At 69.6% G+C, this 24,544-nt stretch carries 17 protein-coding genes; 6 read left to right on the plus strand and 11 right to left on the minus strand.

Annotated features, from left to right (window positions below):
- Positions 1 to 109: 109 nt before the first annotated feature.
- A complete protein-coding gene (locus QF037_RS08805; protein ID WP_307023513.1) occupies positions 110 to 1,540 on the plus strand; it encodes a polysaccharide biosynthesis tyrosine autokinase in 1,431 nt (476 codons plus the stop codon).
- Positions 1,541 to 1,547: 7 nt separating this feature from the next.
- Positions 1,548 to 2,954 carry an O-antigen ligase family protein gene (locus tag QF037_RS08810; protein WP_307023514.1) on the plus strand — a complete coding sequence of 469 codons (1,407 nt, stop codon included), beginning with the start codon at positions 1,548 to 1,550 and terminating at the stop codon, positions 2,952 to 2,954.
- Here QF037_RS08810 and QF037_RS08815 read toward each other — a convergent pair.
- From QF037_RS08815 to QF037_RS08830, 4 genes are read right to left on the minus strand one after another with little or no spacing between them, the layout of a single operon-like run.
- Positions 2,839 to 4,011 (minus strand): hypothetical protein, encoded by a 1,173-nt coding sequence (locus QF037_RS08815; protein WP_307023515.1) that lies wholly within the window; start codon positions 4,009 to 4,011, stop codon positions 2,839 to 2,841. The two genes, QF037_RS08810 and QF037_RS08815, sit on opposite strands and share 116 nt — an antisense overlap.
- Positions 4,001 to 5,578, minus strand: a complete 1,578-nt coding sequence (locus tag QF037_RS08820; protein ID WP_307023516.1) for a lipopolysaccharide biosynthesis protein — start codon at positions 5,576 to 5,578, stop codon at positions 4,001 to 4,003. The genes QF037_RS08815 and QF037_RS08820 overlap by 11 nt, the downstream gene beginning before the upstream one ends.
- Positions 5,579 to 5,586: 8 nt before the next feature.
- Complete coding sequence (locus QF037_RS08825) at positions 5,587 to 6,624, minus strand: LCP family protein (RefSeq protein WP_307023517.1); 1,038 nt, start codon at positions 6,622 to 6,624, stop codon at positions 5,587 to 5,589.
- A complete protein-coding gene (locus QF037_RS08830; protein ID WP_307023518.1) occupies positions 6,624 to 9,311 on the minus strand; it encodes a DegT/DnrJ/EryC1/StrS family aminotransferase in 2,688 nt (895 codons plus the stop codon). Before QF037_RS08830 ends, QF037_RS08825 begins: the two co-directional genes overlap by 1 nt.
- Before the next feature lie 213 nt (positions 9,312 to 9,524).
- Between QF037_RS08830 and QF037_RS08835 the strand changes: the two genes are divergently transcribed.
- Both QF037_RS08835 and QF037_RS08840 read left to right on the plus strand, forming a co-directional pair.
- A complete protein-coding gene (locus QF037_RS08835) occupies positions 9,525 to 10,268 on the plus strand; it encodes a TetR/AcrR family transcriptional regulator (RefSeq protein ID WP_307023519.1) in 744 nt (247 codons plus the stop codon).
- A 362-nt stretch (positions 10,269 to 10,630) separates the two neighbouring features.
- Entirely contained in the window at positions 10,631 to 11,719 is a 1,089-nt protein-coding gene (locus tag QF037_RS08840) for a hypothetical protein (protein ID WP_307023520.1), read from the plus strand.
- Positions 11,720 to 11,747: 28 nt separating this feature from the next.
- Here the strand turns inward: QF037_RS08840 and QF037_RS08845 are convergent, their stop codons facing one another.
- From QF037_RS08845 to QF037_RS08860, 4 genes are all read right to left on the minus strand, one after another.
- Positions 11,748 to 11,891: a hypothetical protein gene (locus QF037_RS08845; protein WP_307023521.1), complete on the minus strand. Its 144-nt coding sequence runs from the start codon at positions 11,889 to 11,891 to the stop codon at positions 11,748 to 11,750.
- Between the two features lie 191 nt (positions 11,892 to 12,082).
- Positions 12,083 to 12,871, minus strand: a complete 789-nt coding sequence (locus QF037_RS08850) for a leucyl/phenylalanyl-tRNA--protein transferase (protein WP_307023522.1) — start codon at positions 12,869 to 12,871, stop codon at positions 12,083 to 12,085.
- Positions 12,868 to 16,137, minus strand: coding sequence for an amino acid adenylation domain-containing protein (locus tag QF037_RS08855; RefSeq protein ID WP_307023523.1), 3,270 nt, complete (start codon positions 16,135 to 16,137; stop codon positions 12,868 to 12,870). Before QF037_RS08855 ends, QF037_RS08850 begins: the two co-directional genes overlap by 4 nt.
- Positions 16,138 to 16,207: 70 nt before the next feature.
- The gene (locus QF037_RS08860; RefSeq protein WP_307023524.1) at positions 16,208 to 19,198 is read right to left on the minus strand and encodes a putative bifunctional diguanylate cyclase/phosphodiesterase; all 2,991 of its coding nucleotides are present in this window, start codon (positions 19,196 to 19,198) and stop codon (positions 16,208 to 16,210) included.
- Between the two features lie 544 nt (positions 19,199 to 19,742).
- Here QF037_RS08860 and QF037_RS08865 point away from each other — a divergent pair.
- The gene (locus QF037_RS08865) at positions 19,743 to 19,898 is read left to right on the plus strand and encodes a hypothetical protein (RefSeq protein ID WP_307023525.1); all 156 of its coding nucleotides are present in this window, start codon (positions 19,743 to 19,745) and stop codon (positions 19,896 to 19,898) included.
- A gap of 28 nt (positions 19,899 to 19,926) precedes the next feature.
- Positions 19,927 to 20,625 (plus strand): PP2C family protein-serine/threonine phosphatase, encoded by a 699-nt coding sequence (locus QF037_RS08870; RefSeq protein ID WP_307023526.1) that lies wholly within the window; start codon positions 19,927 to 19,929, stop codon positions 20,623 to 20,625.
- On the opposite strand, the gene QF037_RS08875 is transcribed toward QF037_RS08870, so the two are convergent.
- From QF037_RS08875 to QF037_RS08885, 3 genes are all read right to left on the minus strand, one after another.
- The gene (locus QF037_RS08875) at positions 20,540 to 21,700 is read right to left on the minus strand and encodes a substrate-binding domain-containing protein (protein WP_307023527.1); all 1,161 of its coding nucleotides are present in this window, start codon (positions 21,698 to 21,700) and stop codon (positions 20,540 to 20,542) included. The genes QF037_RS08870 and QF037_RS08875 overlap by 86 nt on opposite strands.
- A gap of 67 nt (positions 21,701 to 21,767) precedes the next feature.
- Positions 21,768 to 22,847, minus strand: a complete 1,080-nt coding sequence (locus QF037_RS08880; RefSeq protein WP_307023528.1) for an ABC transporter permease — start codon at positions 22,845 to 22,847, stop codon at positions 21,768 to 21,770.
- A gap of 65 nt (positions 22,848 to 22,912) precedes the next feature.
- Positions 22,913 to 24,412, minus strand: coding sequence for a sugar ABC transporter ATP-binding protein (locus QF037_RS08885; protein ID WP_307023529.1), 1,500 nt, complete (start codon positions 24,410 to 24,412; stop codon positions 22,913 to 22,915).
- Positions 24,413 to 24,544 lie beyond the last annotated feature (132 nt).

Below are 24,544 nucleotides of genomic sequence, written 5' to 3' on the forward strand. Positions count from 1 at the left end.
CCTGTCCACTCGTATGCTGATACCGTACATTTACGACGTAAACACATATTGCGCCCCCGGTCGGATGACGTCAAGAGCACCCGGACCAGCCCGGACGAAGGGGAACCCCATGGATTTTCACGAGCTGATGACCGCGGTGCGCCGCCGGTGGCGGTTCGTCATCCTGTGCGTGCTGCTCGGACTGGCAGGGGCCGCCGCCGCGACCGCCCTGATGCCGCGCACCTACACGGCGACAGCCCAGCTGTTCGTCAGCACCCGCGACAAGGCCAGCGCCGACGCCTATCAGGGAAGTCTGTTCACGCAGCAGCGGGTCAAGTCCTACACACACATCGTGACCACCCCGGCGGTCCTCGACGGGGTCATCTCCCGTCTCGACCTGCACACGACGCCCGGACACCTCTCGGAGAAGATCAGCGCCCATGCACCGCTCGACACCACCCTGGTCGACATCCGGGTGACCGATGGGTCGGCCACCCGGGCCCAGGCGATTGCTGACGAGACCGCGCGTCAGTTCACGACGTACATCTCGACCGTCGAAGGCTCGCCGACCGCGGCATCACCGCTGGTCAAGGCCGACGTGGTCGGAGGATCCCAGCCGCCGTCAGCGCCGACCAGCCCACGCCCGGCGGTGAACACGGCCATCGGCCTGTTCGCCGGAGTCGTCCTGGGTGTCGGGGGCGCGCTCCTGCGGCACTCCCTCGACACCACCCTTCGCTCGTCGGACGACATCGGCGCCCACCTGGGCCTGACCACCCTGGGTGTCGTTCCCCCGCCCGACCGGCGCCACCTGCCCAACGGGCCACGGGCCGGCACCTCGCGGCGGGAGGAGGCCCTGAGTCAGCTGCGCACCCGTCTCGGCTTCGCCGCCGGTGACGACATCCCCGGCTCGTTGCTGATCGCAAGTGCTCTGCGCGCCGAGGGCAGAACCCGTACCGCGGTCGATCTGGCAACCGCCGTCGCCCGCACCGGCAAGCGGGTGATTCTCCTGGAGGCCGATCTGCGCCGGCCGCGACTGACGGCGGAACTGGGCCTGCGCGGCACCCCCGGACTCACCGGTGTCCTCAGGGGCGGTACACCGCTCTACGCCGCCCTGGAGAGCTGGGAGGACGGGCGGATACGCGTGCTGCCGAGCGGTAACGTTCCGGCGGACCCCAACACGCTCCTGTCCGGACCGGACATGGTGCAGCTGGTACGCGCCCTGGAGGCCGACGCGGATCTCGTGGTCGTGGACAGTCCGCCGCTGCTGTCGTTCGCCGACGGTGCAACGCTCGCCGCCGCCGCGGAGGGCGTGCTGTTCGTGGCCCGGGCCGGCAAGACCCACCGCGAGGACGCGCTCCGCGCCCTGGACACCCTCTCGGCGGTCCGCGCGCGGGTGCTCGGTGCCGTCCTCACCGGGACGCGCGCCAAAGGGCTCGCGCACTGGAAGCAGCCCCGGGGCTCGGAGCCCCCGGACGGCGTCCTGCCGGTCGACGGGCCCGCGTCCTCGCCGGTAAAGGCCAGGGCCGCCGCACCCGGCCGGCAGCACGAACAGGCGGGGTGAGTACCGGATGACGCAGGATCCGAACCGCATGACGCTGATCATCGGCATCATGGCCCTGCTGTCGCTGGTCCCCGCGACGTTGGCGCTGCGGCGCGCCCGCACCTTCAGGGACTGGAACCTCACCTCGACCATGGTCTTCCTGATCGGTGTGCTGGCCAATGTGCCGACGACCGCGTACGTGCTCCATACGGGCAGTCGGGTGCGGATCGACTCGTTGCGCGAAGTAGAGATCGGGTTCCCACAGTGGGTGAACCAGATCGGAACAGTCACCAACGGCGTCCTGCTCGCGGGCTGCGTCCTCTTCCTTCTGTACCGGCTGCTGATCGCCCGGGCACGGATCAACGCCCTGCCGCTGCTCGCCGCCGCGATAGCCGTGCTGTTCGCCCTCTCCGACGGTCTGCACGGACAGCAACTCCTCGTACCGCGACAGCTCGTCCTGCTGGCGGCACTGCTCGCCGCGGCCGTCGCCCGCCCGGGCCGTTCGGCGTTCCTGGGCGCGGCGGGCGTCGTCCTGTTGTTCAGTGTCCTGGGTGGGATCGAGGCGCTCGTCGCGCCGACCACTGTCCTGCGGGAGTGCCGCCCCGACAACCCGTGCGGCATGCTGGGAGTCCACTACGCGGGCGTCTTCACCAACGAGAACATCTTCGCCCTGCTGCTGGTCCTCGGCCTGCCCTTCCTCTGGTTGGGGCTACGCGGACGCGTGCGGGTCGTTCTCGTGTGCTACGTGGCCTTCCTGGCCGTCGCCACCGGCAGCATGCTGGCCGATGTCACCGCGGTCGCGACCGTGTCCCTGTTGATGCTGCTTCGCCCGAAACTCCCCGACCAGGCCGCCATGGACAGCGCGCGCAGCTCACCCGGGCGCGTCCTGCTGACCGTGCCGGTCCTGATTACGGCAGGCGTCATCGGCCTCGCCACGCCGTTCCACCACCCGAGCACCGAGCGTCTCGGGGACCGCGCCACCATCTGGGACATGGCGAGGGACGAACTGAGCGGGTCACCGCTCGTCGGGTTCGGTGGCAAGGCGTGGTCCGCCAAGTATCAGACCGGTGAGATTCCCGCGGCCGTCTCGCCGTCCCTTCACAACCAGTGGATCGACGTGCTGTACGGAGGCGGGATCATCGGCCTCTTCCTCTTCCTGCTACTCCTGACGCACATGCTGGTCAGGGGCGGTGTTCGCGGCTTCCCGGCCGCCGCGAGCGTGCTGCTGCCGGTGCTGCTCGCCTCGGTTCTGGAGCGCCCCTGGTCGTTCGGCATCAGCAACTCGTTGACCTTCGCGCTCGTCGCCGCCGTACTCGTGCCTACGGCCGTTCCTCGAGCAGCGTCTCCAGCGGCTGGAGGGTCCGGTTCCAGTCCAGCCGCCGCGCCTGCTCGTGCGCCTCGTCGGCGGCCCGTTCCCACCGCGCCCCGTCTCTGAAGTGGTCAATGATCGACGCGAACGACTCCTCGGTGTAGGGCACAGATCCGCGCAGCAGGTCGAGGTGGCGCCGCCAGTGGGGCACGAGAACGGGAAGTCCGTACGCCAGGTAATGCAGGTGCTTGGCCGAGAAGCCTTCCCGGCGGAGCAGATCACGAGTGCAGGTGATGAGTCCGAACTGGTACTGCCGCAGGACTTCGGACGAGGCGTAGCCACGGTAGTTGAGTCCCAGCGCCGGATCGGGCGGCGGTCCTCCGTAGACATCGACGTGCGGGTATCGCCGACTGAGTCTGGCCAGCAGCCCGAGGTCGATGAACTGCGAGCTGAGCGAACCGAGATAGGCCACACGCGGCGGATCGGCGAACCTGGCCCGCTCCGCCGACGGGGTGCACCCCCAGTTGAGCTGGACGTAGTTGCGTCCGCTCAGCCCGTAGTGCTCCCTGGCGTACCGTCCGTAGGACTCCCAGGAGAACGACAGGTGGTCCATCTCCTCCAGGAAGCGCGTCTCCCAGCGGCGGAACCTCCGATGCTGACGGCCCGTGAGCCGGTGTTCGTGGAACACCTCGTCGGCCCAGGGGTTGGGGCAGTCGTAGAAGGTCCGTGCCGAGGTACCGGTCGTCAGGACCCCGGCGTCGTAGGGCGTTTCGCAGATGACGAGGTCGTACTCGTCGAGGTCCAGTTCTTCCGCGAGGATGTGGCGCCTCAGTCGGTGATCGGCCAGCAACACGTAGTACGACAGATGACGTCGCCCGAAGGCCCACCGGCGGGTGAGGACCTTGGAGGCGACGTCGTTCAGGTAGAGCGCGAGCCGGGCGGGCCGGGCGGAGCCCGGCAGCATCCGGCCCAGAGACCCCTGCTCGCTGGAGGCCCTGGCCAGACAGCTGGTGTCCAACAGCCGCACGTCATGGCCGCGTTCCCGCAGGAAGCGCTCGATGGCCAGAGGTTTGACGCTGTTGGCGTAGCCGTCCAGCTGGGCCACGATGAGAATGCGCCTGACACGGCGTGCCGTTGCGGTGGCGGAGCCCATGGAGCCTCCTTCGTCACGCTTATTCGTCACGGACAGTCCTTCGGATCGCGGTGGCGGCGAGGTGCGGCAGGAGTAGCGCCGCGGCAGTGGCCAGGCCGACGAGCACGGGCAGGACCGCCAGCAGCAACGGCAGCACCCCATGCCACCCCACCCGCAGGACCAGCAGGTTTCCCAGGACGGCCACGCTCGCGGCTGCCGCGGTCGCGAGCAGCCAGCGCCTCGGCAGCCGCCGCTCGCGCAGCCCCGCCAGCCGCCGGCACAGGACCACGAAGTACGTGGAGCCGGCCATGAGGCCGACGGAGGTGGCCAGGACCACGCCGACGACGCCGAACACCAGGGTCAGCGGAACGGTGAGGACGAGGTTGACCACCGTCGAGCACCAGGAGTAGCGGGTCTCGTACCCGGGCCGGCCGATCGCCCGCACGAAACAGGTCCGCGTGCCGGTGAACGCCACCTGTACCGAGTACCCCGCCATCAGGATGGCGGCGACGGCTCCGCTGAGGCCCAGCCCGGGGCCGAGCCAGATCTGGACCGTGAGACCCACTGCGGCCGTCGTCACCACCCCGTAGGTGAGGACGGCGGGCAACCAGCGGGGCTGCAGCAGGTGGAACTCCCGCACGGCACCCGGAAGTCCGCGCGCGGCATAGACGTGCGTCATGCGGGTGAGCATCGGCGGAAAGGCGTACAGCGGCAGGCTGCGCAGGGCGTTCGCGACCTGGTAGCCGGCGGCGTAGATTCCGACGTAACGCACAGGCAGCAGCGCGACGACCACCAGGGCGTCGATCTCGCCGTTGAGGAAGACCGTGAAGCCGGACAGCTGCATGCGTACGGCATAGCTCCAGAAGTCGCGGCGCTCACTGCGCGGAGGTAGCAGCGGCCGCCGGATGCGGATGTGGCGTGCGCCCACGCACAGGCCGCCGACCGTCACGAGCAGATACCTCCCGGCCGCCAGTACCGCGAGCAGCGGCAGGTCCGCTCCGCGGTCGATCAGCACGATCACCGCGGCCACATACGCCAGACAGGATCCGCCGCTGACCCCCGCCAGGGCGCGGAAGCGGCCGTTGGCCTGCAGAAGCGCGACGGACGAGTTCGAGGCCAGGGCGAGGGTGAGTAGGGCTCCGAGGGCGAGCAGCAGCTGTCCGGCCTCGCCCTGCAGCCGGGGCGGTACGCCCGCGGCGGCGGTGATCGCGGGCGTGACCAGCAGACACAGGCCGGTGACCGCTGCGCCCAGTGCGACGAAGAGGACGAGAGCGCCGCTCACGAGCCGTCCGGTGCCTTCCCGGTCGCCGCGCGCGGCGTGGTAGGCGTAGAAGCGGGCCAGTGACGCACCGACGCCACCATCCAGCACGGTGAGAGTGGCGAGGAAGACCAGCACCAGCGACCAGACACCGAAGCGGTCGAGGCCCAGATGGCGGATGAGGTAGGGCGTGAGCACCAGGTTGGTGAGCAGTGGTGCCACCTGGGCCAGTGCGCTGAAGCCCACGGCGGGCAGCAGGGTCCGATCGGACGGAGCCGTTGCGGCGCGGTCGGAGTCGCGGGGGGCTGACGGCGGGGCGTCCCCGGCGAAGGCTCGGCCGACCGGGTTCCGGAGGCGCATCGGGTGCCTCACTTCCCGGTGCCGGGCGGATGTCCCGTCTCGGCCGCCCGCCACGTCTCCCGCAGTTTCTGTCGGTCCAGGATCAGGGCGTACTGTCCCTTGATCATCTCCGAGCGAACGATCGGCGCGGTGGAGAAGGAGGCGTCGGAGGCGGCCAGGTTACGTAGGCCGAGGGCGAGGTTGCGCAGGTCGCCGTTGGACATGCGGTCGTCCATGCTCACGGTGCGGGTGATCGCGTCGAGCATGCGATCGGTGCCGAGCGGATCGGTGAGGCTGACCCCACCGCGCACCTCGACGACCAGGCTGCGCAGGAACTGCTGCTGGTGTCTGATGCGGTCCAGCTCGCCGCCGGGGAGGCCGTGGCGTTGCCGCACGTACGCCAGCGCGTCCTCACCGTTCATGACGTGGGTGCCGGCCGTGAGGTGCCGATGCTGCTCAGGGTCGTAGGAGTCCTCCTGGACGGTGACGGGTACACCGCCGACGGAGTCGGTGAGGGCCCTGAAGCCGTGCCAGTCGATGATGCCGAAGTGGTCGACACGGGTCCCGGTGAGCTGCTCCACCGTCTGGACGAGGAGGGACGGACCGCCCCAGGAGAACGCGGCGTTGATCTTGGCGGAACCGTGGCGCGGAATCGGCACCCAGCTGTCCCGCGGTATGGACACCGTGAACGCCGAGCCCTCGTCGGCACTGAGATGCACCAGCATCAGCGTGTCGCTGCGCTGTGCCCCGTACGTCCACAGCTGCGCGGCGGCGTCGGTACCGGTCGTCGGTTTTTTGGAGCGGCTGTCGACGCCGGCGAGCAGGAAGGTCGTACCGCCGTCGTATCCCTCGGGCTTGGGCGGACGGGGGCCGCTGGGGAAGGCATCGGGGATGCGGGTGACCTGGTCGCCGTAGTGGTTGGTGGCCCACCAGGCGCCGCCGAGGCCCAGGCCCAGCAGTGCGAGTACGCCGACGAGGGCGATCGCCAGCGCGCGGCGCAGAAAGCGGCGCGGGGACCGGACGCTCTGCCTGGGCGCCCTTTCTGGCCACTGACGGGGCGCGGTCATCAGAAGTCGTCCGGGTACGGGTCGGCCATGCCGGCGTGTGGCCGGGGAGTCGACTGTGACGCGGGGAATCCGGGAAGGAATTCGGCGAGTACACGGCGCACCTCGTCGGTGTCGTTGCGCTCCGTCGCGGTATACAGGGCGGGGAGGTTCTGGGCGAGGGCGGCCGGGCGTTCGTGCCGGGCGGTGGACGTCGCGGCGAGGATCCGCGGGTGGGCGGTACGCGCGTGCCGCTCGTGGGCGGCGAACAGCGTCTCGTTGAGTTTCTCGCCCGGCCGCAGGCCGGTGAAGCGGATGTCCACGTCGGGGACGTGCACGGAGCGGGCGAATTTGCGGACAAGGTCCACGATCCGCACGGGGACGCTCATGTCCAGGACGAACACCTCACCGCCGCGGGCCATGCGCGCCGCCTCCAGGACCAGGCCGACGGCCTCCTCCACGGTCATGAAGAACCGGGTCGCCTCGGGGTGGGTGACGGTCACCGGGGACCCCGTGCCGATCTGCTGCGCCACGACCGACAGCAGCGAACCCCGGCTGCCCAGCACGTTGCCGAAGCGGACGGCCGCGAACACGGTGCCGGGCGGGGCGTCCTGCTGGCCGCTTTGCACAATGAGCTCGGCCAGCCGCTTCGTCGCGCCGAGCACCGACACCGGATCGGCCGCCTTGTCGGTGGAGATCAGTACGAAGCGTCCGGTTCCGGCCGCCGCGGCCGCGCGCACCAGGTTCTCGGTGCCTCGGACGTTCGACTTAACGCCTTCGCAGGGGTGCAGCTCGAGGAGTGGGAGGTGCTTGAGCGCGGCGGCGTGGAAGACCACCTCCGGGCGCAGTTCGCGGAAGATCTGGTCGATGCGGGGGCGGTCCCGGATGTCCGAGATCACCACGTCGTCGGCGCGTAGGGCATCGCCGTAGAGCTCCAGTTGGAGCCGGTGCAGGTTCGACTCGTCGTGGTCGAGCAGGAAGAGGCGGCTCGGGCCGAAAGCCCGCACCTGGTGGCACAGTTCGCTGCCAATCGAACCGCCGGCACCGGTCACCAGCACTCGCCGCCCGGCGATCGTCGAGCCCGTGTCAGGGCTCACCACGTGTATCTCGGCGCGGCCGGTCAGCTCGTGTACGTCCAGCGACCGCATGTCGCTGCCCATCACGTCGCGGCGGAGCGCCGCGATGAACGACGGCAGGTAGCGCACGCTCATCCCCGAGGCGCCGGCGGCCCGCGCCACCTGGCTGAAGCGCTCCGGGCCAAGACCGGGGATCGCGACGACCACCACCTCGATCCGGTGGGTCAGCGCTGCCGTCCGGGTGTCGTCCAGCCCTCCCAGCACGGGCAGGTCGCCGATGACACCGGCCCGGCGTTTGGCCGGATCGTCGTCGAGGAAGCCGACGGGCTCGAGGCCGAACTGCGGGGTGTGCGCCAGATCCCGGGCGAGCGCCTCTCCGGCCTCCCCAGCGCCAATCACCAGGGTGCGCAGTCCGGCCGACGGTAGCGTCTCCGCCGGGTGAGCAGCGGCCGGGGGAGCCAGCCGGGTCAGCTCCGCACAGACACGGTCGACAGCCCGCTCGGTCAGGCCCGGGTAGAGGGGCAGCGACAGCAACTGCGGGAACAGGGCGTCGGCGCCTGGCAGGCCGCCCGGCGGAGTGATCGCGGCGTGCTGGAGGTACGGCATGTGGTGCAGGGGGATGAAATGCACGGAGGTGCCGATGCCGAGCTCCGCCAGGCGGTCGATCAGCTGGTCCCGGCCCGTCCCGTACTCGTCCAGCACGCGCACCACATAAAGATGGTGGGCGTGCCGGCCCGGGGTGGCGGACTGAAGCGGCTGGAGTCCTGGTACGGTCGCCAGCGCTTCCTCGTACCGTGCGGCCAGGGCCCCCCGCCGCCGCTGCCAGTCGTCGAGCCGGTCCAGCTGGGCCCGCCCGATGGCCGCCTGTACGTCCGTCATGTTGGCCTTCAGGCCCGCCTCCTCGACGGTGTACCGCCAGCTGCCTCCCGGCAGGGATCGTCCCCATGCGTCGGCGGACATGCCGTGGAGTCGAGTCCGCCGGATTCGCTCGGCGAGATGCGGGTCGTCCGTGGTGACCATGCCGCCCTCGCCGATGGGCAGGTTCTTGGTGGCGTAGAAGCTGAAGCAGGTCGCCCGCGACAGGCCGCCAACAGGCCGGTCGCCCACCGACGTGCCCAGAGCATGGGCGGCGTCCTCGACGACATGGGTGAGGGACAGCCGCGCGGCTTCCGCGAGGTCGGCGACGGGCGCCGGGGCTCCCCCGTAGTGCAGGACCATCATCGCCTGAGGGCATCCGCACACCCGGGCCGCCCGGGCCACGGTAGCCGGCGTCGGCATCGCGGTGCGCTGGTCGACGTCGACCAGCACGGGCCGCAGTCCGGCGTGCAGAACGGCCTGGGCAGCGCCGCAGAAGGTCACGGCCGGGACCAGGACCGTCCCGCCGGGCGGCAGTCGCAGGGCGCGCAGCGCCAGTTCGAGCGCCGCCGTGCACGAGCTCACGGCGACCGCGTGCTCGGCCCCCACGTAAGCCGCGAACTCGCTCTCGAAGCGCTCCGTCTCATGACCGGTGGTCACCCAGCCCGAGGCGAGCACGCGCTGTGCCGCTCTCCGGGCCTCGGGGCTTATCCGGGTCACGGCGAAGGGCACGTCCGGTACGTCCGTGCGCTCCACGATGAGAGCGTCGGTGGGGGGCACACCGTTCAGGGCAGGCCGGGGACGACCGGCGGATTCCCGCCGGGGCCGGAGACGGTGGACTGTCATTTCACGCTCCCGGTTCGGGCTCGCTCGGGGACGATGTCCCCATCCTTTCAGATGACGTATATTTACGTCGTATACATACACTCTGCCCCCGCTGGTGTATAAGTCAACACAGGGAACATGGCGCGGGTCGACCACGGGAGGCTGGGCATGACCAGGGAGCAGGCCAAAGGGCGGGGGAAGGGTGCCGGAGCCAGTCCGGCGCGCCGCGCCAGCGACCGTGGCCGTTATGGACGGCTGAGCCGGGAGCGCGTGCTGACCAGCGCCCTCGAGCTGGTGGACCGGGAAGGCCTCTCGGCGCTGAGCATGCGAAGGCTGGGCGCCGAGCTGGGCGTGGAGGCGATGGCGCTCTACCGGTACGCGGACAGCAAGGATGCCCTCCTGGACGGCCTGGTGGAGGCCCTGTATCTCGAGCTGGAGGAGCGGCTGGCCGCCGAGCCGGGCCCGAGCGCCGAGGAGCCTGCCTGGCGCAGCGAGCTCCATCGCATCGCCAGGGCGACATACGACGTCTGCCTCGCGCACCCCCAGGCGGTCCCGCTACTCACCACGCGCATGCTGACGGTCCCGCTCGCCCAGCGCCCCCTCGCCGTCCTCAAGGACCACGAGAGAGTGCTCGCCCTGCTCCGTGAAGCGGGCCTGGACGAGACCCGCGTCCCCGCCGTGTTCCGTGCCTTCACCGCGTGGCTCCTCGGCTATGTGTCGGCGGATCTGCGGCCCATGGTGGACAACGCCGACGAGCCGGATCCCGCCTTCCGTCTCGGACTGCACCGTATGCCGCCCCAGGAGCTGCCCACGCTCAGGGAAACCGCCCCCGCACTCGTCGACCGGGGCGGAGCGGAGGGCCTGGCGGCCGGATTGGACGCACTGCTCGACCGCTTCGCGGAAAACGGGTGAGGGACGACGCGGCAACCGTTCGGCAGGGAATCGACGCGTTGCACGCGGGGGCATTGGCCCGACGCCGCCACGACCCCCGACCACATGCGCTGTGATTTCAGGCACGCGCGCGTCCCGAGATCGCCGGGCCGGTAAGGAACCAAAACCCTTCCACGTCCGGCCGATTCGGCCACCCGGCCATAAGAACGCCCTGCCCCGCGACCACACCACACAGGTAAATGATCAAGTTTGGGGACAGCTCGACCTTTATGCGAGGCCTGGCGATTTGGTAGCTTCCCGGCAGCGCGCCGATCCGGTGCTGATCACTGAAATCGATCCCTACACCCGGAGTACCTGGTTTGTTCCGAGCACGGAGATCACCGGTGGAGATATTCACCGCCTCCCGCCCCCGATCCCGCCGGTCGATGTTGGCACTGGCGGCAATTCCTCTCATGGCCGCAGCGCGACGCCCTACCCTCGACGTCGTTCGCGTGGTGGACTACGCCACACCGCAGTTGGCGGCCAACGCCGCCGCCAACAAGCGTCTCGTCTTCCCGTCAGGACAGACATATACGGTCACTTCGCTGTCGATTCCGGCGAACTGCTACGTGGAGGGCAACGGCTCGATCCTGCGATTCCCGGACAACTCCACTACATCAACCACTCACAGCGACGAAATCCTGAGGGTGGGTGGATCGGGCGTCACGATCGACAACCTCACGTTCGACGGACGTGCGGCGAACCAGGGAGCCACCTGGTCCCAGTTCCGCCACTGCGTGAAGATCCATGGAAACTTCAGCAACGTGGTGGTCAAGAACTGCGAGTTCAGGAACATCATCGGAGACGGCGTCTACGTGAATATCGGCAGTTCGGCCAGGAACTGCACCATCGGACCGAACAACACCTTCACGTCCGACTACTTCAACCGGAACGGTGTCTCCGTCGTCACCGGTACGCAGATCGAGGTGTACAACAACACCTTCGTCAAGTGTTCGCGTGCCGGGATGCCCGGGCCCATCGACCTCGAACCGAATTCGTCCACCGAGACCCTGGCCGACGTATTCGTTCACCACAACACGATCATCGGCGGTTCCACGACCGGTACGGGTACGTTGCCGGGTGTTGTGTACAGCGGGTTCCAGAACGCGGCGGCCAACAACATCAACATCCACGACAACGACATCAGTGGAACCAGGTTCACGGACGGTGTCGTGATCATCGGAATCAATGGCGGTCCGTTCAACGCTGTGAGGAACCTGAACGTCTTCAGCAACAACATTCACGAGATCGGGAATGCGGGCAGGTTCGGCGTCAGCATCAACTACTGCATCGCCGCGAATGTGTATGCCAACACGTTCAACGGCATGCAATGGGCCATCTACAACTACAAGGCCGTTCTGGGCACTTCGACCGGCAACACGTTCGTCGGAGTGGCAACGCAGATCACCAATGACGATCCCTACTTCGTATAGGCGAACAGGTTGAGCACCGCCGTCTCGGTCAGCTCATACGGCGGTGCTTGAGCAGGATCTCCGTCAGACCGCGGTGCGGGGTGAGGTAGTGGTCGCCCTGGGCCCGAACCCCAACACCCCAGCGGCAGCCGCGGCACCCGCAGAACAGCAGCACCGACAGCGCCGCCGGCATCGTCGGAGTAGCGGGCAGCAGCCGTCCTGAGGTCGGTGACCACGACCGCCTCGAAGCGGGCCTCCGGCACCGGGTGTTGGCCGGCTTGCAACCGCCGTGCCTCACCCGTGCGGAATCTCAGGTCGCTGTCTGTCTTGGTGACGGCTCTCGCACCTCGCACGGTACGGGGGCCAGCAGCGCGACGAACGTGATCAGCGCGATCCCGTCGCCTCGGCGAGGCGGCGGGCGGGCAAGGTGGCGGCGGGCATCGGCAGGCTGTCGCGCGCGGTGCTGTGGAGGCGCTGCACGTACTCCTCTCGCGGTACGAGAACACAGCCCAGGTCACGGACGTGCGGGCTGTCCCGCTGCGCGTCGAGCAGCTCGCCGCCGGATTGTGCGAAGCGCTCCGCAAGGTCGGTCACCGCGACCTTCGAGGCACCGGGACGGTGGAAGAACATCGAGTCCATGCTGAAGACCGATCCGACCTGCAGGCCGAAGACGCCGCCGATCAATTCTCCGTCCTCCCACACCTCGACGCTGTGGGCATGACCCAGATCGTGCAGGCGGACCAGGCTTGCGATCAGCTCGTCGGTGAGCCACAGGGGGACGCGGTCGGCGCGGCATTCGCGGACGACCCCCTCGAACCGCCGGTCCAGGCTGGTCGACCACGGCAGCCGGTTGCGCAGCCGCCGGGCGAGGTTCCGACTGAGGTGCGTGGCCGAGACGGGCAGCACCGGCCTGGGGTCGGGCGACCACCAGGAGACGGCGTAGGGATCGGCCGATTCCTCGCCCACGAGCCGGATGCGGCCCTCCTGGACCTGATCGGCGAAGACCACCTCGTTCAGAGCGCGGGTGTACTCGTCGGATGCCGGGAACGGATAGACCCCGGCGCGGTACGCCGCCAGGAGGCCGGCGGGACTGAGGTCGGCGCCGAAGGCCACCGGCCCGTCGGGCGCCGCCCCCAGCACGTCCAGCGCCTCCCAGCGAGGGCATCGGCTCACCACCGTGGCGCTCCCTGCCCTTGGCCCTTCACCGGCCGGACGTCGTCGGCCTGCTGGAGGAAGTCGATGCAGCGGTCCATCATCTCCGCGCCCACCGGCGGGATGTCGATCCCGGCCTCCACCAGCGCCCGTTCCGCGTTGGCGCGGGTGAACTCCGTGAAAACGCCCTGGAAGTACATCTCGCTCACGGTGATGTCGGCGCGCGCACACCGGTCGACGAAGAGCGGGACGAACGGGGTGATCGGGTCGGTGGGGTGCCCGGCCGCGTACTTCACCAGAGCGGCGACCCACTCGGCGTACGGGATCTCCTGGACCGGGTAACCCCGCCGGCGCAGGCGCTCGGCGAGAGAACTCAGCAGCGTGGGACGGGGGTTGGTCAGGTGGTAGACCTCGCCGCGGGCGGGATGGCGGGTGGAGATGTGTCCGATGGCGCGGGCGAGGTGGTCGGCCGGCAGGAAGTCCAGCGCCAGCCGGGCGTCCGGGCACAGCCCGGTCCGCGCGATGAAGTCGAAGAGGGCGGCCAGCTCGCTGCTGGTGTTCATCACGCCGGTTCCGTTGCGGCCCGTGATGTCCATCAGGCGGTAGACGGCGACCGGCAGGCCCGCGTCGGAGGCTTTCTTCAGCAGCGCTTCGCCGACCCATTTGGTCTCCACGTATCCCACCGACAGATACTCGGGGAAGCGCAGCGGGGTGTTCTCCGTCACCTCGCGCACCCCGGCCGGCCCGAATCCGGCGAGCACCGCCATGCTGGAGGCGAAGTGGACCGGGACGGCCCGGCCGGCGGCTAGGCGGATGATCTCGTATGTTCCGTCGACGTTGACCGCGCGCAACTCGTGGTACGGGTAGATGAAGTTGACCTGGCCGCCGAAGTGGTAGACGGCGTCGATGGTCGATCCCAGCTCCTCGAACCGGTTTGGGGACAGCCCCAGTCCGGGCTTGCCCAGGTCGCCGACGACCGGCTGGACGCGCTCGCTGGACAGATCCGTGAGGACGTACCGCTGGTGGCTCGCGCGGATCCGCTCCATGCCGCGCTGGTCGTCGGAGGCCCTGACCAGGCAGAGGACCCGCCCTGTCGTCCTGCGCAACAGCTCGTCGATCATGTACGCGCCGCAGAACCCCGTCGCCCCGGTGAGGAGGACGTCGCCGGGGCGCCGGGGGTCCGGAGCCGACGCGTCACTGCCCACTGCCGGCATGTGCCGACCGGTCTCGGCGGCGAAGTCGACGCTCCCGCCGTCCGGGTGGGCCAGTGTGCCGGCACGTGCCTGGCGTACGGACTCCGCGAACGCGGCGAGCGTCGGATACCGCAGCAGCGAACGGGTCAGGTCGCGGATCTGCGCGACGCCGATGCCGAACACGACGCGGGTCCGGGCGAGCATCTCCATGGCCAGCAACGAGTTGCCGCCCAGCTCGAAGAAGTCGTCGTGCGGACGGACATGGTCCACATCCAGGATCTGGCCCCACAACTGGGCCATCCCCTGCGGCACCGGACGGTCGTCGGCGCCGGTCGTCGGCGCCGCGGTCGCGGGTTCCGGCACGGCCCTGCGGTCGAGTTTTCCGCCGGGTGTGACGGGCAGCCGCTCCACCGCGTGGAAGGCCGCCGGGATCATGTGGCCCGGCAGGACCTCGGCGAGTGCCGACCGCAGCCGTGCGCGCAGCACCTCGCCGCCGGCCGGCGGCGAGGTCGGCGTGAAGTACGCGATGAGGTCCCGCTCGCCGCCTGCGCGTGTCCGGGCCACCACCATCGCCTGCCCGATCTCCGGGTGGGAGGCGAGCGCGGCCTCGACCTCGGCCGGGTCGACCCGGAACCCGCGGATCTTCATCTGGTCGTCGACCCGGCCCAGGACTTCCAGGTTGCCGTCCGAGCGTCGGCGGCCCAGATCCCCGGTGCGATACATCCGGTCCCCGGGCGCCGAGCCGTGCGGGTCGGGCAGGAACTGCTGTGCGGTCAGGGCGGGTTGTCGCCAGATACCGCGTGCCAGCGCCGGGCCGCCGATGTAGATCTCGCCGCGCTCGCCCGGCGGCACCGGGCGCAGTTCGGCGTCGAGCACGTGGACGTGATTCCCCTCCAGGGGCCTGCCGATCGGGGCGACGGCGGTGTCCGGCGCGGCGAGTACTTCCTCGTTCAGATCGCAGAGCGTGGAGGTGATGGTGGTCTCGGTGAGTCCGTAGGCGTTGACGAGCCGCGCACCGGGGATCCGGTGCAGAATGGCGCGGCAGTCCTTCATCGTGACGATCTCGCCGCCGACGATGACGAGTCTCAGCGACGTGAGGCTCTGGTCGCGGTCCGGGACGGAGACGATCCGATGCCAGTAGGCGGGCGTCAGGTCGGCAACGGTGATCCCGTGCTCCGGGAGGCGGTGCAGCAGGTCGGTGGGCGCCCACGGGTGTGTTCCCGCGAGGACGAGTGTCGCGCCGCTGATCAGCGTGGCGAAGATCTGCTCCAGTGACGTGTCGAAGCCGAGCGCCGCGGTGTGCAGCACCCGGTCACCGGGCCTCAGTTCGTATGCCCGGGCCGCCGCGGTGAGGGAGTGGGCCATTGACCGGTGGGCGATCATCACTCCTTTGGGAGGTCCGGTGGATCCGGAGGTGTAGATCACGTAGGCGAGGTCGTCCAGTCGGGGGTCGGGGGCAGAACGCGTTCCCTCCGGCGCGTGCGTGGCCGGTTCCCCGGCGTGGACGATCCGCACCTCGCACCCGGCGAACAACGGGGCGTGCTCGCGGCTCGAAACGATGAGGCGTGAACCGCTCTCCCTGACCAGACCGGCCATCCGTTGCCGCGGAGTCGCCGGGTCGAGGGGCAGGAACGCGCCGCCGGAGTTCAGCACCGCCAGCAGCGCGACGACCAGCTCGGGTACGCGGTCGAGGCACACGGTGACGACGGACTCCGCGTCGACACCCGACTCCCGCAGCTGGTTGGCAAGCCGGTCGGCACGGCCGCTCAGTTCGGCGTAGCTGAGCCAGCCCTCGTCCGAGAGCACCGCGAGAGCGGACGGCTCACGCCGCGCCCGTTCCCGGACCAGCTCGGGCACAGTGCTCGGCCCGGACTCCGGGGGTCGCCGCTCGGCGCGGGCGCTCGCGGGCCGCATGTCGGTCCACAGGCGGTCGACCAGACTCCCGCACCACGCGGCGGACTCCGGTCCGCCGATCCGACGCCACCCGGCCGGAATCCGGCGGTCGGTGGGCCAGATCGCGTACTGCTCCTCGTCGTTGCGCAGCACGACGCACGGCGCAGCCGACTCTGCCGACAGGTGATCACGTTCCGTCACCTCGGACCTCCTGCCTCCCGCGGTGCCCTGCGGAGTACAACCTGCGCCCCCCGAGAAAGGGCCGCCGCCCTCACCGCTTCCTTTCCGCGGGCGCCCCGGGCAATCCAGCCAGGCGGCCGAGCGGCGGCGCGAGGACGAGGTGCTTCGCCTCCTCGGCGCTGACCGGCTTGGCGAAGAGATACCCCTGGCCGAGTCGGCAGCCCATGGAGATCAGCAACTCCTGCTGCCTCACGTCCTCCACTCCTTCGGCGATCACCGTGAGGCCGAGGGTGTCGGCGAGATGCGTGATGCCCTCGACCAGGGCGTACTGCTCGGACGAGCGTCCGAGTTTGTCGACGAACGACTTGTCGATCTTGAGTATCGAGATCGGGAACTCACGCAGATAGCTCAGCGACGAGTAGCCCGTTCCGAAATCGTCGATCGCGAAGCGGATCCCGAGGTCGGTGAGCAAACTCATCTCAGCCAGGATGCGCTCGTCGTTGTACATCAGCACACTCTCGGTCAGTTCCAGTACGAGAGACGACGGTTCGATGCCGGAGAGTTCCAGGGCACGCCGCGCCACGTTGTGGAACTCGTCGTCCCGGAACTGACGCGGCGACACATTCACGCTGACGTAAGGTGCGTTGCGGTCGGCCGTCCCGGCGCGCAGCACAGTGTCCTCCCACCGGACCGCTTCGGCCGCGGCCTGGTCGAGCACCCAGGCGCCGAGGGGGACGATCTGCCCGCTCTCCTCGGCCAGCGTGATGAACTGCTCCGGCAACACCATGCCGCGCGTGGAGTGGGGCCAGCGAACGAGTGCCTCAAAGCCGGCGATCTGCCCGCTGGCCAGCTCCACGATGGGCTGGTAGAGCACCATGAACGACGTCTCGATCGACGAACTGTCCAGACCCGCCTGCAACTTGGCACGCTCGGCCATGCCGCTCTGCAGCTCCGGGTGGTAGCTGCGCCACTGACGCTTGCCCGCCGTCTTCGCCGCGTACAGGGCGAGATCGGCGTGCGTCAGCAGTTCGACCGAGTCGATGCTGTCCTCCGTCGTCGCGACGCCGACGCTGGCGTACATGCTCACCGGCCCCACACTGAGCCGGAACGGCTCGGCGAACACGGACATCACGTGTTCGGTGAACCGCTCCACGCCCGCCGACGTGACGGAACCCTCCACCAGGAGGGCGAACTCGTCGCCGCCGATGCGCGCGGCGGTGTCGGAGGCACGGACGGTGGTCTGCAGCCGGAGTGACAGCGCGACCAGGAGTTCGTCGCCCACACCGTGGCCGTGTATGTCGTTGACGACCTTGAACTCGTCCACGTCGACGATGAGCACGCCGACCACCGTGCCCTCGCGCTGAGCCTGCACCAGGGCGTGGTTGATCCGCTCCTGGAAGAGCACGCGGTTGGCCAGGCCGGTGAGCGGGTCATGGAACGCCTGGTGGGTGAGTTCGCGTTCGAGCTTGCGCTGTTCGGTCACGTCCCGCAGGGTGAGCACCACTCCGCCGACGGTGGCCTCCTCGCGCAGGTCGCTCCACCTCACCTCGACCTCGATGGTCGCCCGGTCGGTGCGGACCATGCGCCAGTGCTCGCGCCTGGTCTGGTACTCGTTTCTCCGTATCCGGTCGAGCGTCTCGGCCACCGCGCGGCTGTCCTGCGGCGGCACCAGATCGATCAGCTGGGTGCCCTCCAGGTTCGCAACGCCCAGCATCTGGTCGGCGGAGGGACTGGCATAGCGGACCCGGTCGTCGTCGAGGATCAGGATGACGTCGGAGGCGTTCTGGACCAGCGTGCGGAAGTACATCTCGCTGTTGCGCCGGTTGACCTCCTGGGCGAGGGTGACCCGCGCCGCGGCAAGTGCCGTCTGCGTGGCGAGAGTCTCCACCGTGTCGCGGAACATCAGCAGGTCGTGCTCTTTCCCGGCCACGATCAGCGCCCCGATCTGCGGGTCGCCCGAGGGGTGATCCTGCGAGGTGAGCGGGCAGACCAGCGCGTGCCCGGTGTGGGGCGGCACCTCGTCCGAGCCCGCGAGGCGGGCGGCAAGATCGGGCCCCACACTGTCGAGGGTCACCAGGCGGTTCTCGCCGGACGCGATCAGTTCCCGTACGGCTGCGGTCGCCCGTGCGGACAGGGGCTCGCCTGCACCGCCGTGCGCGCCGTTCACGCAGAGCGTGTTGTCCGGCAGGGTGAGCAGCGCGGAACGCGGCGGGCCGTGCGACATCAGCTCCGTCACCGCGGAGTGGACGGCGGCGGCCACATCCCGCAGATCGCCCGCTCCGCCCAGCGACGACACCGCGTTGCGCAGCACCTTCTCCCTGCCGACCGTCCGCCGGAGGGTCGCCACCACGCCCGCCAGGCGGTAGAGCACAAGGAGGAAGAGCACCGCGGAGAACACCCCGATGACGCCGACGTTGGACCTCACACCGCGCACCGCCTCCGTCAGGAGGATGGCCGGTGCGATCACCGACGCCAGGGTGAGCAGGCTCAGCCGGCCCGTGACGGCCTCGGCGCGCCATGTCACCGGCTGCGTCAGGGACCGCATGGACGGATCGAGCGCGGCGGTAGCCCAGGCACCGTACAGGACGGCCCAGCCGAGTTCGACCGCGCTACCCGTGCGCCATGTCCCGTTCAGCTGGATCAGGCCGTACAGCACGTCGGCGGTGAGCAGGCCGAGGGTGCCCGCGGTGAGGAGCATGAGCGAGCGGCTCTTGCCGCCATGGCCGACGAGCAGGCGCAGCAGCATCGCCAGGACGAGGATGTCACCGAGCGGATAGGCGATGGCGAACGCCTTCTGCACCCAGGTGAGACCCTCGACGCGGGCATACGGATCGATGAGGAAGAGCCACGACAGCAACGCCAGGCCGACTGTCAGCGTCAGCGCGTCGACGAGGCTCGCCCGGTCGCGCCAACTCGTGCTCCAGTGGACAAAGCCCAGCAGCCCGGCCGCATAGAGCGGATATGCCGCGAGATAGAAGCCGTCGGCGATCGACGGAAACGGGATCTCCTCCTGGAGCGACCCCATGAGGATGATCTGCGTGGCCTGGCCCGCGACGAAAGCGAGGTTTCCCGCGGCGAGCAACAGCCAGGGGAGTCGGTGCGCTGGGCGGTTGAGACGGACACCAAGGAGAATACCGACAACGCCGGTCGCCCCAATGGCTACGAAGATCATCCGCTGTTCCGGGAATATGTAGTAGAACGCTGTCAATACGACGATGCATGTGCTGACAGCAGCCATCGCAGCCTGGCTTCGCAGTCGCACGTTCATCCCAACTAACCTCCGGGGAGGGTTACTTGTCGGGCGGGCCGAGCTGGGCGACTGGCACCGGGAAGCGGAGAAGCCCGTGAGATCGGGCTGACAAAGGAGAATTCTCCGGGCCGGGACTCGGCCTGGTCACCTATGAACGATCGCCGGTATACGTGGTCTCCGGTATACACGGCCGCCGTTATTGCGGGCTCCTTCTCGCTGAGACATAGACGTGTCTTCCATCCAGCTTACCCGGATTGCCATTTGCCGCACGCGCACGGAGGGATACCGCGTGCGTCCCTGGATACGGCGCCATGCACGAAAATGGAGTACAAGGAGAACGCAGTATCCGGGTCTGCTCTTCTCGGGCGTGCCCAGCATGGGCGCGCTCGTCAGGTCCCGCTCGGCGGAGATCCACCGGGAGTCACCGCGGCTGCTGCACACCGCGTTCTCCCTGGGGTCGGTGCTCGACGAGGCGATCTACGTCGTCGACCCCGCCCTGGCGATCACGCTGTCGACCAGCGTCAGCCCGTGACGGACGCGCTGACCTCCGGGCCCCGCTGTTGATCGCGTCCAACCGCCCGGTCGGCTCCTGCATGCTCGCCTTCGACGACATCCACCGGTTCCCCGACGACGAGCGTGGCCTCCTCACCGCGCTGGGCGGCCTGATCGCCCAGGCCCTCGAACGCGCCCGGCTCCACGACGCCGCATTCGTACTCGCCCGCGGCTCGCAGGACGCACTGCTGCCCACGCTGCCGGGCCTCCGCGTCACCTGGCGCCATCTTCCAGGCACCAGGGGGATGGACATCGGAGGCGACTGGCACGACGTCATCCCCATCGGTGACGAGGTCGCGTTGATCATCGGGGACGCCGAGCGGCACAACGTGGCCGCCGCGGCCGCCACGAGTCAGCTACGCAGCGCGATGCGGGCCTTCGTCACCGCCGGCCATCGGCCGAGCGACGTCGTCGCCAGTACCCACCTGCTCCATATGGACCTCGACCCCGCGCTGCACGCCCTCTTCCACCCCGGTTCGGGCGGCGTGCGCATTGTCCGCTCGGCGTCGAGGCAATGCCCGACTGCCCGGAGACGGGAGTTGCACCTCGCGTCCGGATCGGTCCTCGCCCTCCACACCGACGGGCTGCTGCGGGATGCCTGCCGGTCCCCCGACGCCGCTGTCAGGTGCCCCAGATCTTCCGGTACGCATCCCGGTAGCCCGCCGGGTCCCAGGTCGTGGCACCGTCGCTGTTGTCAGCCGTGGTGATGTGGACGGGAGCTACATATCCGCTGGCGGGATGGCCAGAGAAGGCGCGGTTGAACTCGTCGACGATCTGCCAGCCCTGCAGGGACAGCGGCTCGGGCACGGTGGCCGCCTGGTACTGCTCGCTGTTGATGCGCTGGAAGGCGGAGGGGTCGCCGTCTCCGGCGCCGATGTTGAAGGGCGGGCCGGAACCCTTCTTGCCGGCACCACGGAAGGCCGGAGCGGCATCGGCGAAATAGAGGTCGTTGATGGCGACGGAGTGGGTCCACTCGTTCTGGAAGCGGGAGAGGAGCGAGGAGATCTCCCGTGGGGTGCGGCTGCTCGCGTCCGGGATCGGGATGTTCTCGTACGCCAGCAGCTTCACGCCGGAGCAGGTGACAAGCTCCTTCCTGATCAGCTCGGACTTGTTCTTGGCGAAGGGGATCGAGGCGTCGGTGAAGACCACGACCCCGGCGTGGCCGTTGGAGTGCGAGATGACCCATTGCGCGCTGACTCTGGCCACCTCCTCGACGTTCGTGGTGACGTTGGTGAAGAGCCTGGGTCGCCGGCTGGGGCCGGGGGAAGCGACCGCGTGCCAGCCGACGAGCGGGATACGTGCCGCGTTGGCCCGGGAGACCTGCTGCGAGGTCGAGTTGGGGTCGAAGCCGCCGATGACGATGCCCGAGGGCTTGAGGGTTACGGCCTCGCTCATCGCCGCCTGGATGCCGGCGGGGGTACCGCCGCCGTCAATCACCCGGACGTTCCAGCCGATGACCTGTGCGGCTGCCCTCACGCCTTCCGCGACGCCCGCGACCCCGGGATTGGTCATGGTCTGGGCGACGTAGACGATGGTCCTGCCGGACGCGGCCGGCGGGCCGCTGGCCGGTCCGTTCCAGGGGGCGTCCGTCTTCTCCGCCTGTCTGACGGCGGCCTGGGCCCTTGCCTGGGCCGCGGGGCAGCCGCTCGTGCCCGTGGTGGAGCCCTCCGGGCCACTGGACGAGCCGCGTTCGCAGCCGGCAAGGACGGTTGCCGCAGCCAGCAGGGCGGCGACGGACCGGGCCTGGAGCGCGCCGGGGGTGGCTTTGCGGTTGCAGTGCACGGGAGCTCCTCACAGAGATGAGCGGGAGGATGAGGCCGGGGCAGCCAGGTGGTGCCCATGGCGTGGTTCATGGAGAGGTGCCCGCTGCGCCACCGTCCTGCGTCGCGGAGGATGGCGGCTCCGTCGGTACGTCAGGCGAATCGCGGGCCGCGATGGCGCCGGTGCGCAGACGGCGCGCGGAGTAGCCGGCCAGGCCGACGGCGAGGAGCAGGGTGCCCCCGTAGAACAGCGGGACCGTCCAGAAGTCGGCGCCCATCTGGCCGATGCCGGTGAGGCCGACGGCGAGGACAGCGACGGCGACGAGGGTGCCGATCGCGTTGGGGCGGCCGGGTCTGATCGCGGTGGAGCCGAGGAGGGCGCCGACGAAGGCGGGCAGCAGGTAGTCGAGTCCGACGCTCGGATTGCCGATCTGCTGCTGGGCCGCGAGCAGCACACCGGCGAAGCCGACGATCAGCCCCGATGCGGCGAACGCGTAGACGCTGTACCTGCGGGTCGGGATGCCGATGAGGTCGGCCGCGCGCGGGTTCGAGCCGACGACGTACAGGTACCGGCCGAGCGGCAGCCGCTCCAGCACCAACCAGAGGACGACGGCGAGGGCGAGCACGTAGAAGGCGGGGACCGGGAGGCCGAGGAACGTGGAGTTGTAGAGGTCGGTGAAGGCGGCCGGGAGGCCTTGCGGGCCGGGGACGATCCGGCCGCCGCCGGTGATCCAGCCGGTCATGGCGTACAGCATGCTGCCGGTCCCGAGAGTGGCGATGAAGGAGTCGATCCGGCCGAACTCGACGACGACGCCGTTGAGGACGCCCACGACCGCCCCTCCGACGATCACCACGAGGCAGGCGAGCGGCCAGGACCATCCGTCGTTGACGACGAGCTGCATCACCATGACGTGCGCCAGGCCGAGGCCGTAGCCGATGGAGAGGTCGAACGAGCCGGTCACGATGGGGACCATGGCGGCGAGCGCGAGAACGGCCGGGATCGACTGGTTGGAAAGGATCGAGTCGACGGTGTCCAGGGTGGGAAAGGTACGCGGCAGGGTGAGGGAGAAGATCAGCAAGAGCAGGGTGGTGAGGGCCAGGAGGCCGTAAGCGCCGATGAGGTGCCCGCCCAGGCCGTGCAGTCGGGCAGACCGACTCAGCCTGCCCAATCGGCCGAGTCGGTTCGGTCGGCCCTTTTGATGCGGTCGTGGCCGGGGCGAGGAGGGGGAGGGAGTCACGGGTTCGGCGCGGTTCCGGAGGGGGGCATGGCCGAAGCCGCCCGGGTGAGCCCGGCTACGGTGAGGTCCGGACCGCTCAGCTCGGCCGTCATGGACCCGCGGACGAAGACCAGGGCGCGTCGGCACACGTCCACGACCTCCTCGAAGTCGGTGGAGATGAGCAGGACCGCGAGACCGCCGGCCAGTGCCTCGTCGAGCAGGCGGTGGACTGCGGCCTTGGCCCCGACGTCCACGCTCGCGGTCGGCTCCTCCAGGATCAGCAGGCGCAGGCCCACCCGGAGCCACCGGCCGATCATGACCTTCTGCTGGTTTCCGCCGGACAGGGTGGCGATGGGGGCCTCACTGTCGCGGGGACGCACCGAGAACCGTTCGATCAGGGTGGCGGCCTCGGCGCGTTCTCGGCGAGGGCTGATCCAGCCGAGCGCCGACAGGCCTCCCGCACGGGGGTTGGCCAGGAGGTTCTCCCGTACGGTCAGCTCGGCGAGGCAGCCCTCCTGCTGTCTGTCGCCCGGCACGAAGGCGACACCGAGTCCGACGGCGTCGGCGACCGTACGGGGACGGTACGGGCGGCCTCCAAGAAGGGCACATCCCTCGAGGAGGGGTCGGGAACCCGCGAGGGCTCGGCCCAGGTCCATGTGTCCGGCGCCCGAGAGGCCGACCAGGCCCAGGGCTTCCCCGGCCCTGAGCTCCAGGCTGACCGGTCCCGCGCCGACGGTCCGGACACCGTCGAGGGTCAGGACGGCCGGGCCGTGGACCGAAGCCGCGGCGGGGTGGTGCTCGGTCAGCTCCTCGCCGACGATGTCGTGCACGAGGCGGGCAGGGCTCTGGCCCGCCAGCGCTCCGCGCCTGACCAGGTGGCCGTCGCGCAGGACGGCGAAGGTGTCGGCGACCTCGTACACCTCGTCCAGACGGTGGCTCACGTAGAGGATGCCGTGCCCCCGATCGCGCAGGGCGTGCAGCACACGGAACAGCCGGGCGCAGTCCGCGGCGGGGAGGCGGGCGGTCGGCTCGTCGAGGACGATGAGCTTCGCCCGTGCCGACAGGGCTCGTGCGATGGCGACCAGTGAACGCTCGGCCGGGACGAGCCGGGCGATCGGTGCGTCGGGATCGAGGTGTCCGGCGACGATACGCAGGGCCTCGGCGCATCGCTCTCGGTTCCGCCGCCAGGAGATCAGTCCGGCGCGCCGCGGATACCCGGCGCTCAGGGCGATGTTCTCGGCGACCGTCATCCATTCCACCAGACCGAGATCCTGGTGGATGAAGGACATGCTGCGGGATGCGGCATGACTCCCGAGCGGGTGCCCGTCCACCGTGATCTGCCCTGCGTCGGCGTGGTGGACGCCGGCGAGCACCTTGATGAGCGTGGACTTTCCGGCTCCGTTGGGACCGAGAAGGGCGAGGACGCTGCCGGCGTGGACATCCAGGTCGACCCCGGCCAGCGCGAGGGTCCCGCCGAACCGCTTGGCGAGCCCGCGGACGCGGACCAGAGGTTCCACGGACTTCTCCAGTGATCGTCCTGGCAGGTTCTTCCCGAGGCCATGAGCGATGCTAGCCGAACATATAGCTACACATCAGACATTTACCCCCTCCCGTGCCCCCAACGGCTCAGCGCCGCGCTCGCCCCGCCC

The sequence above is a fragment of the Streptomyces canus genome, from assembly GCF_030815415.1.
In the GTDB taxonomy this organism is placed as follows: Bacteria; Actinomycetota; Actinomycetes; order Streptomycetales; family Streptomycetaceae; genus Streptomyces; species Streptomyces canus_F.

Excerpts from the sequence above, each read along its gene's own strand:
- QF037_RS08810 (WP_307023514.1), top strand. The coding sequence starts at position 1,548 with ATGACGCAGGATCCGAACCGCATGACGCTGATCATCGGCATCATGGCC.
- QF037_RS08820 (WP_307023516.1), bottom strand. The coding sequence starts at position 5,578 with ATGCGCCTCCGGAACCCGGTCGGCCGAGCCTTCGCCGGGGACGCCCCG.
- QF037_RS08825 (WP_307023517.1), bottom strand. The coding sequence starts at position 6,624 with ATGACCGCGCCCCGTCAGTGGCCAGAAAGGGCGCCCAGGCAGAGCGTC.
- QF037_RS08835 (WP_307023519.1), top strand. The coding sequence starts at position 9,525 with ATGACCAGGGAGCAGGCCAAAGGGCGGGGGAAGGGTGCCGGAGCCAGT.
- QF037_RS08845 (WP_307023521.1), bottom strand. The coding sequence starts at position 11,891 with ATGCCGGCGGCGCTGTCGGTGCTGCTGTTCTGCGGGTGCCGCGGCTGC.
- QF037_RS08865 (WP_307023525.1), top strand. The coding sequence starts at position 19,743 with ATGGGCGCGCTCGTCAGGTCCCGCTCGGCGGAGATCCACCGGGAGTCA.
- QF037_RS08805 (WP_307023513.1), top strand. The coding sequence starts at position 110 with ATGGATTTTCACGAGCTGATGACCGCGGTGCGCCGCCGGTGGCGGTTC.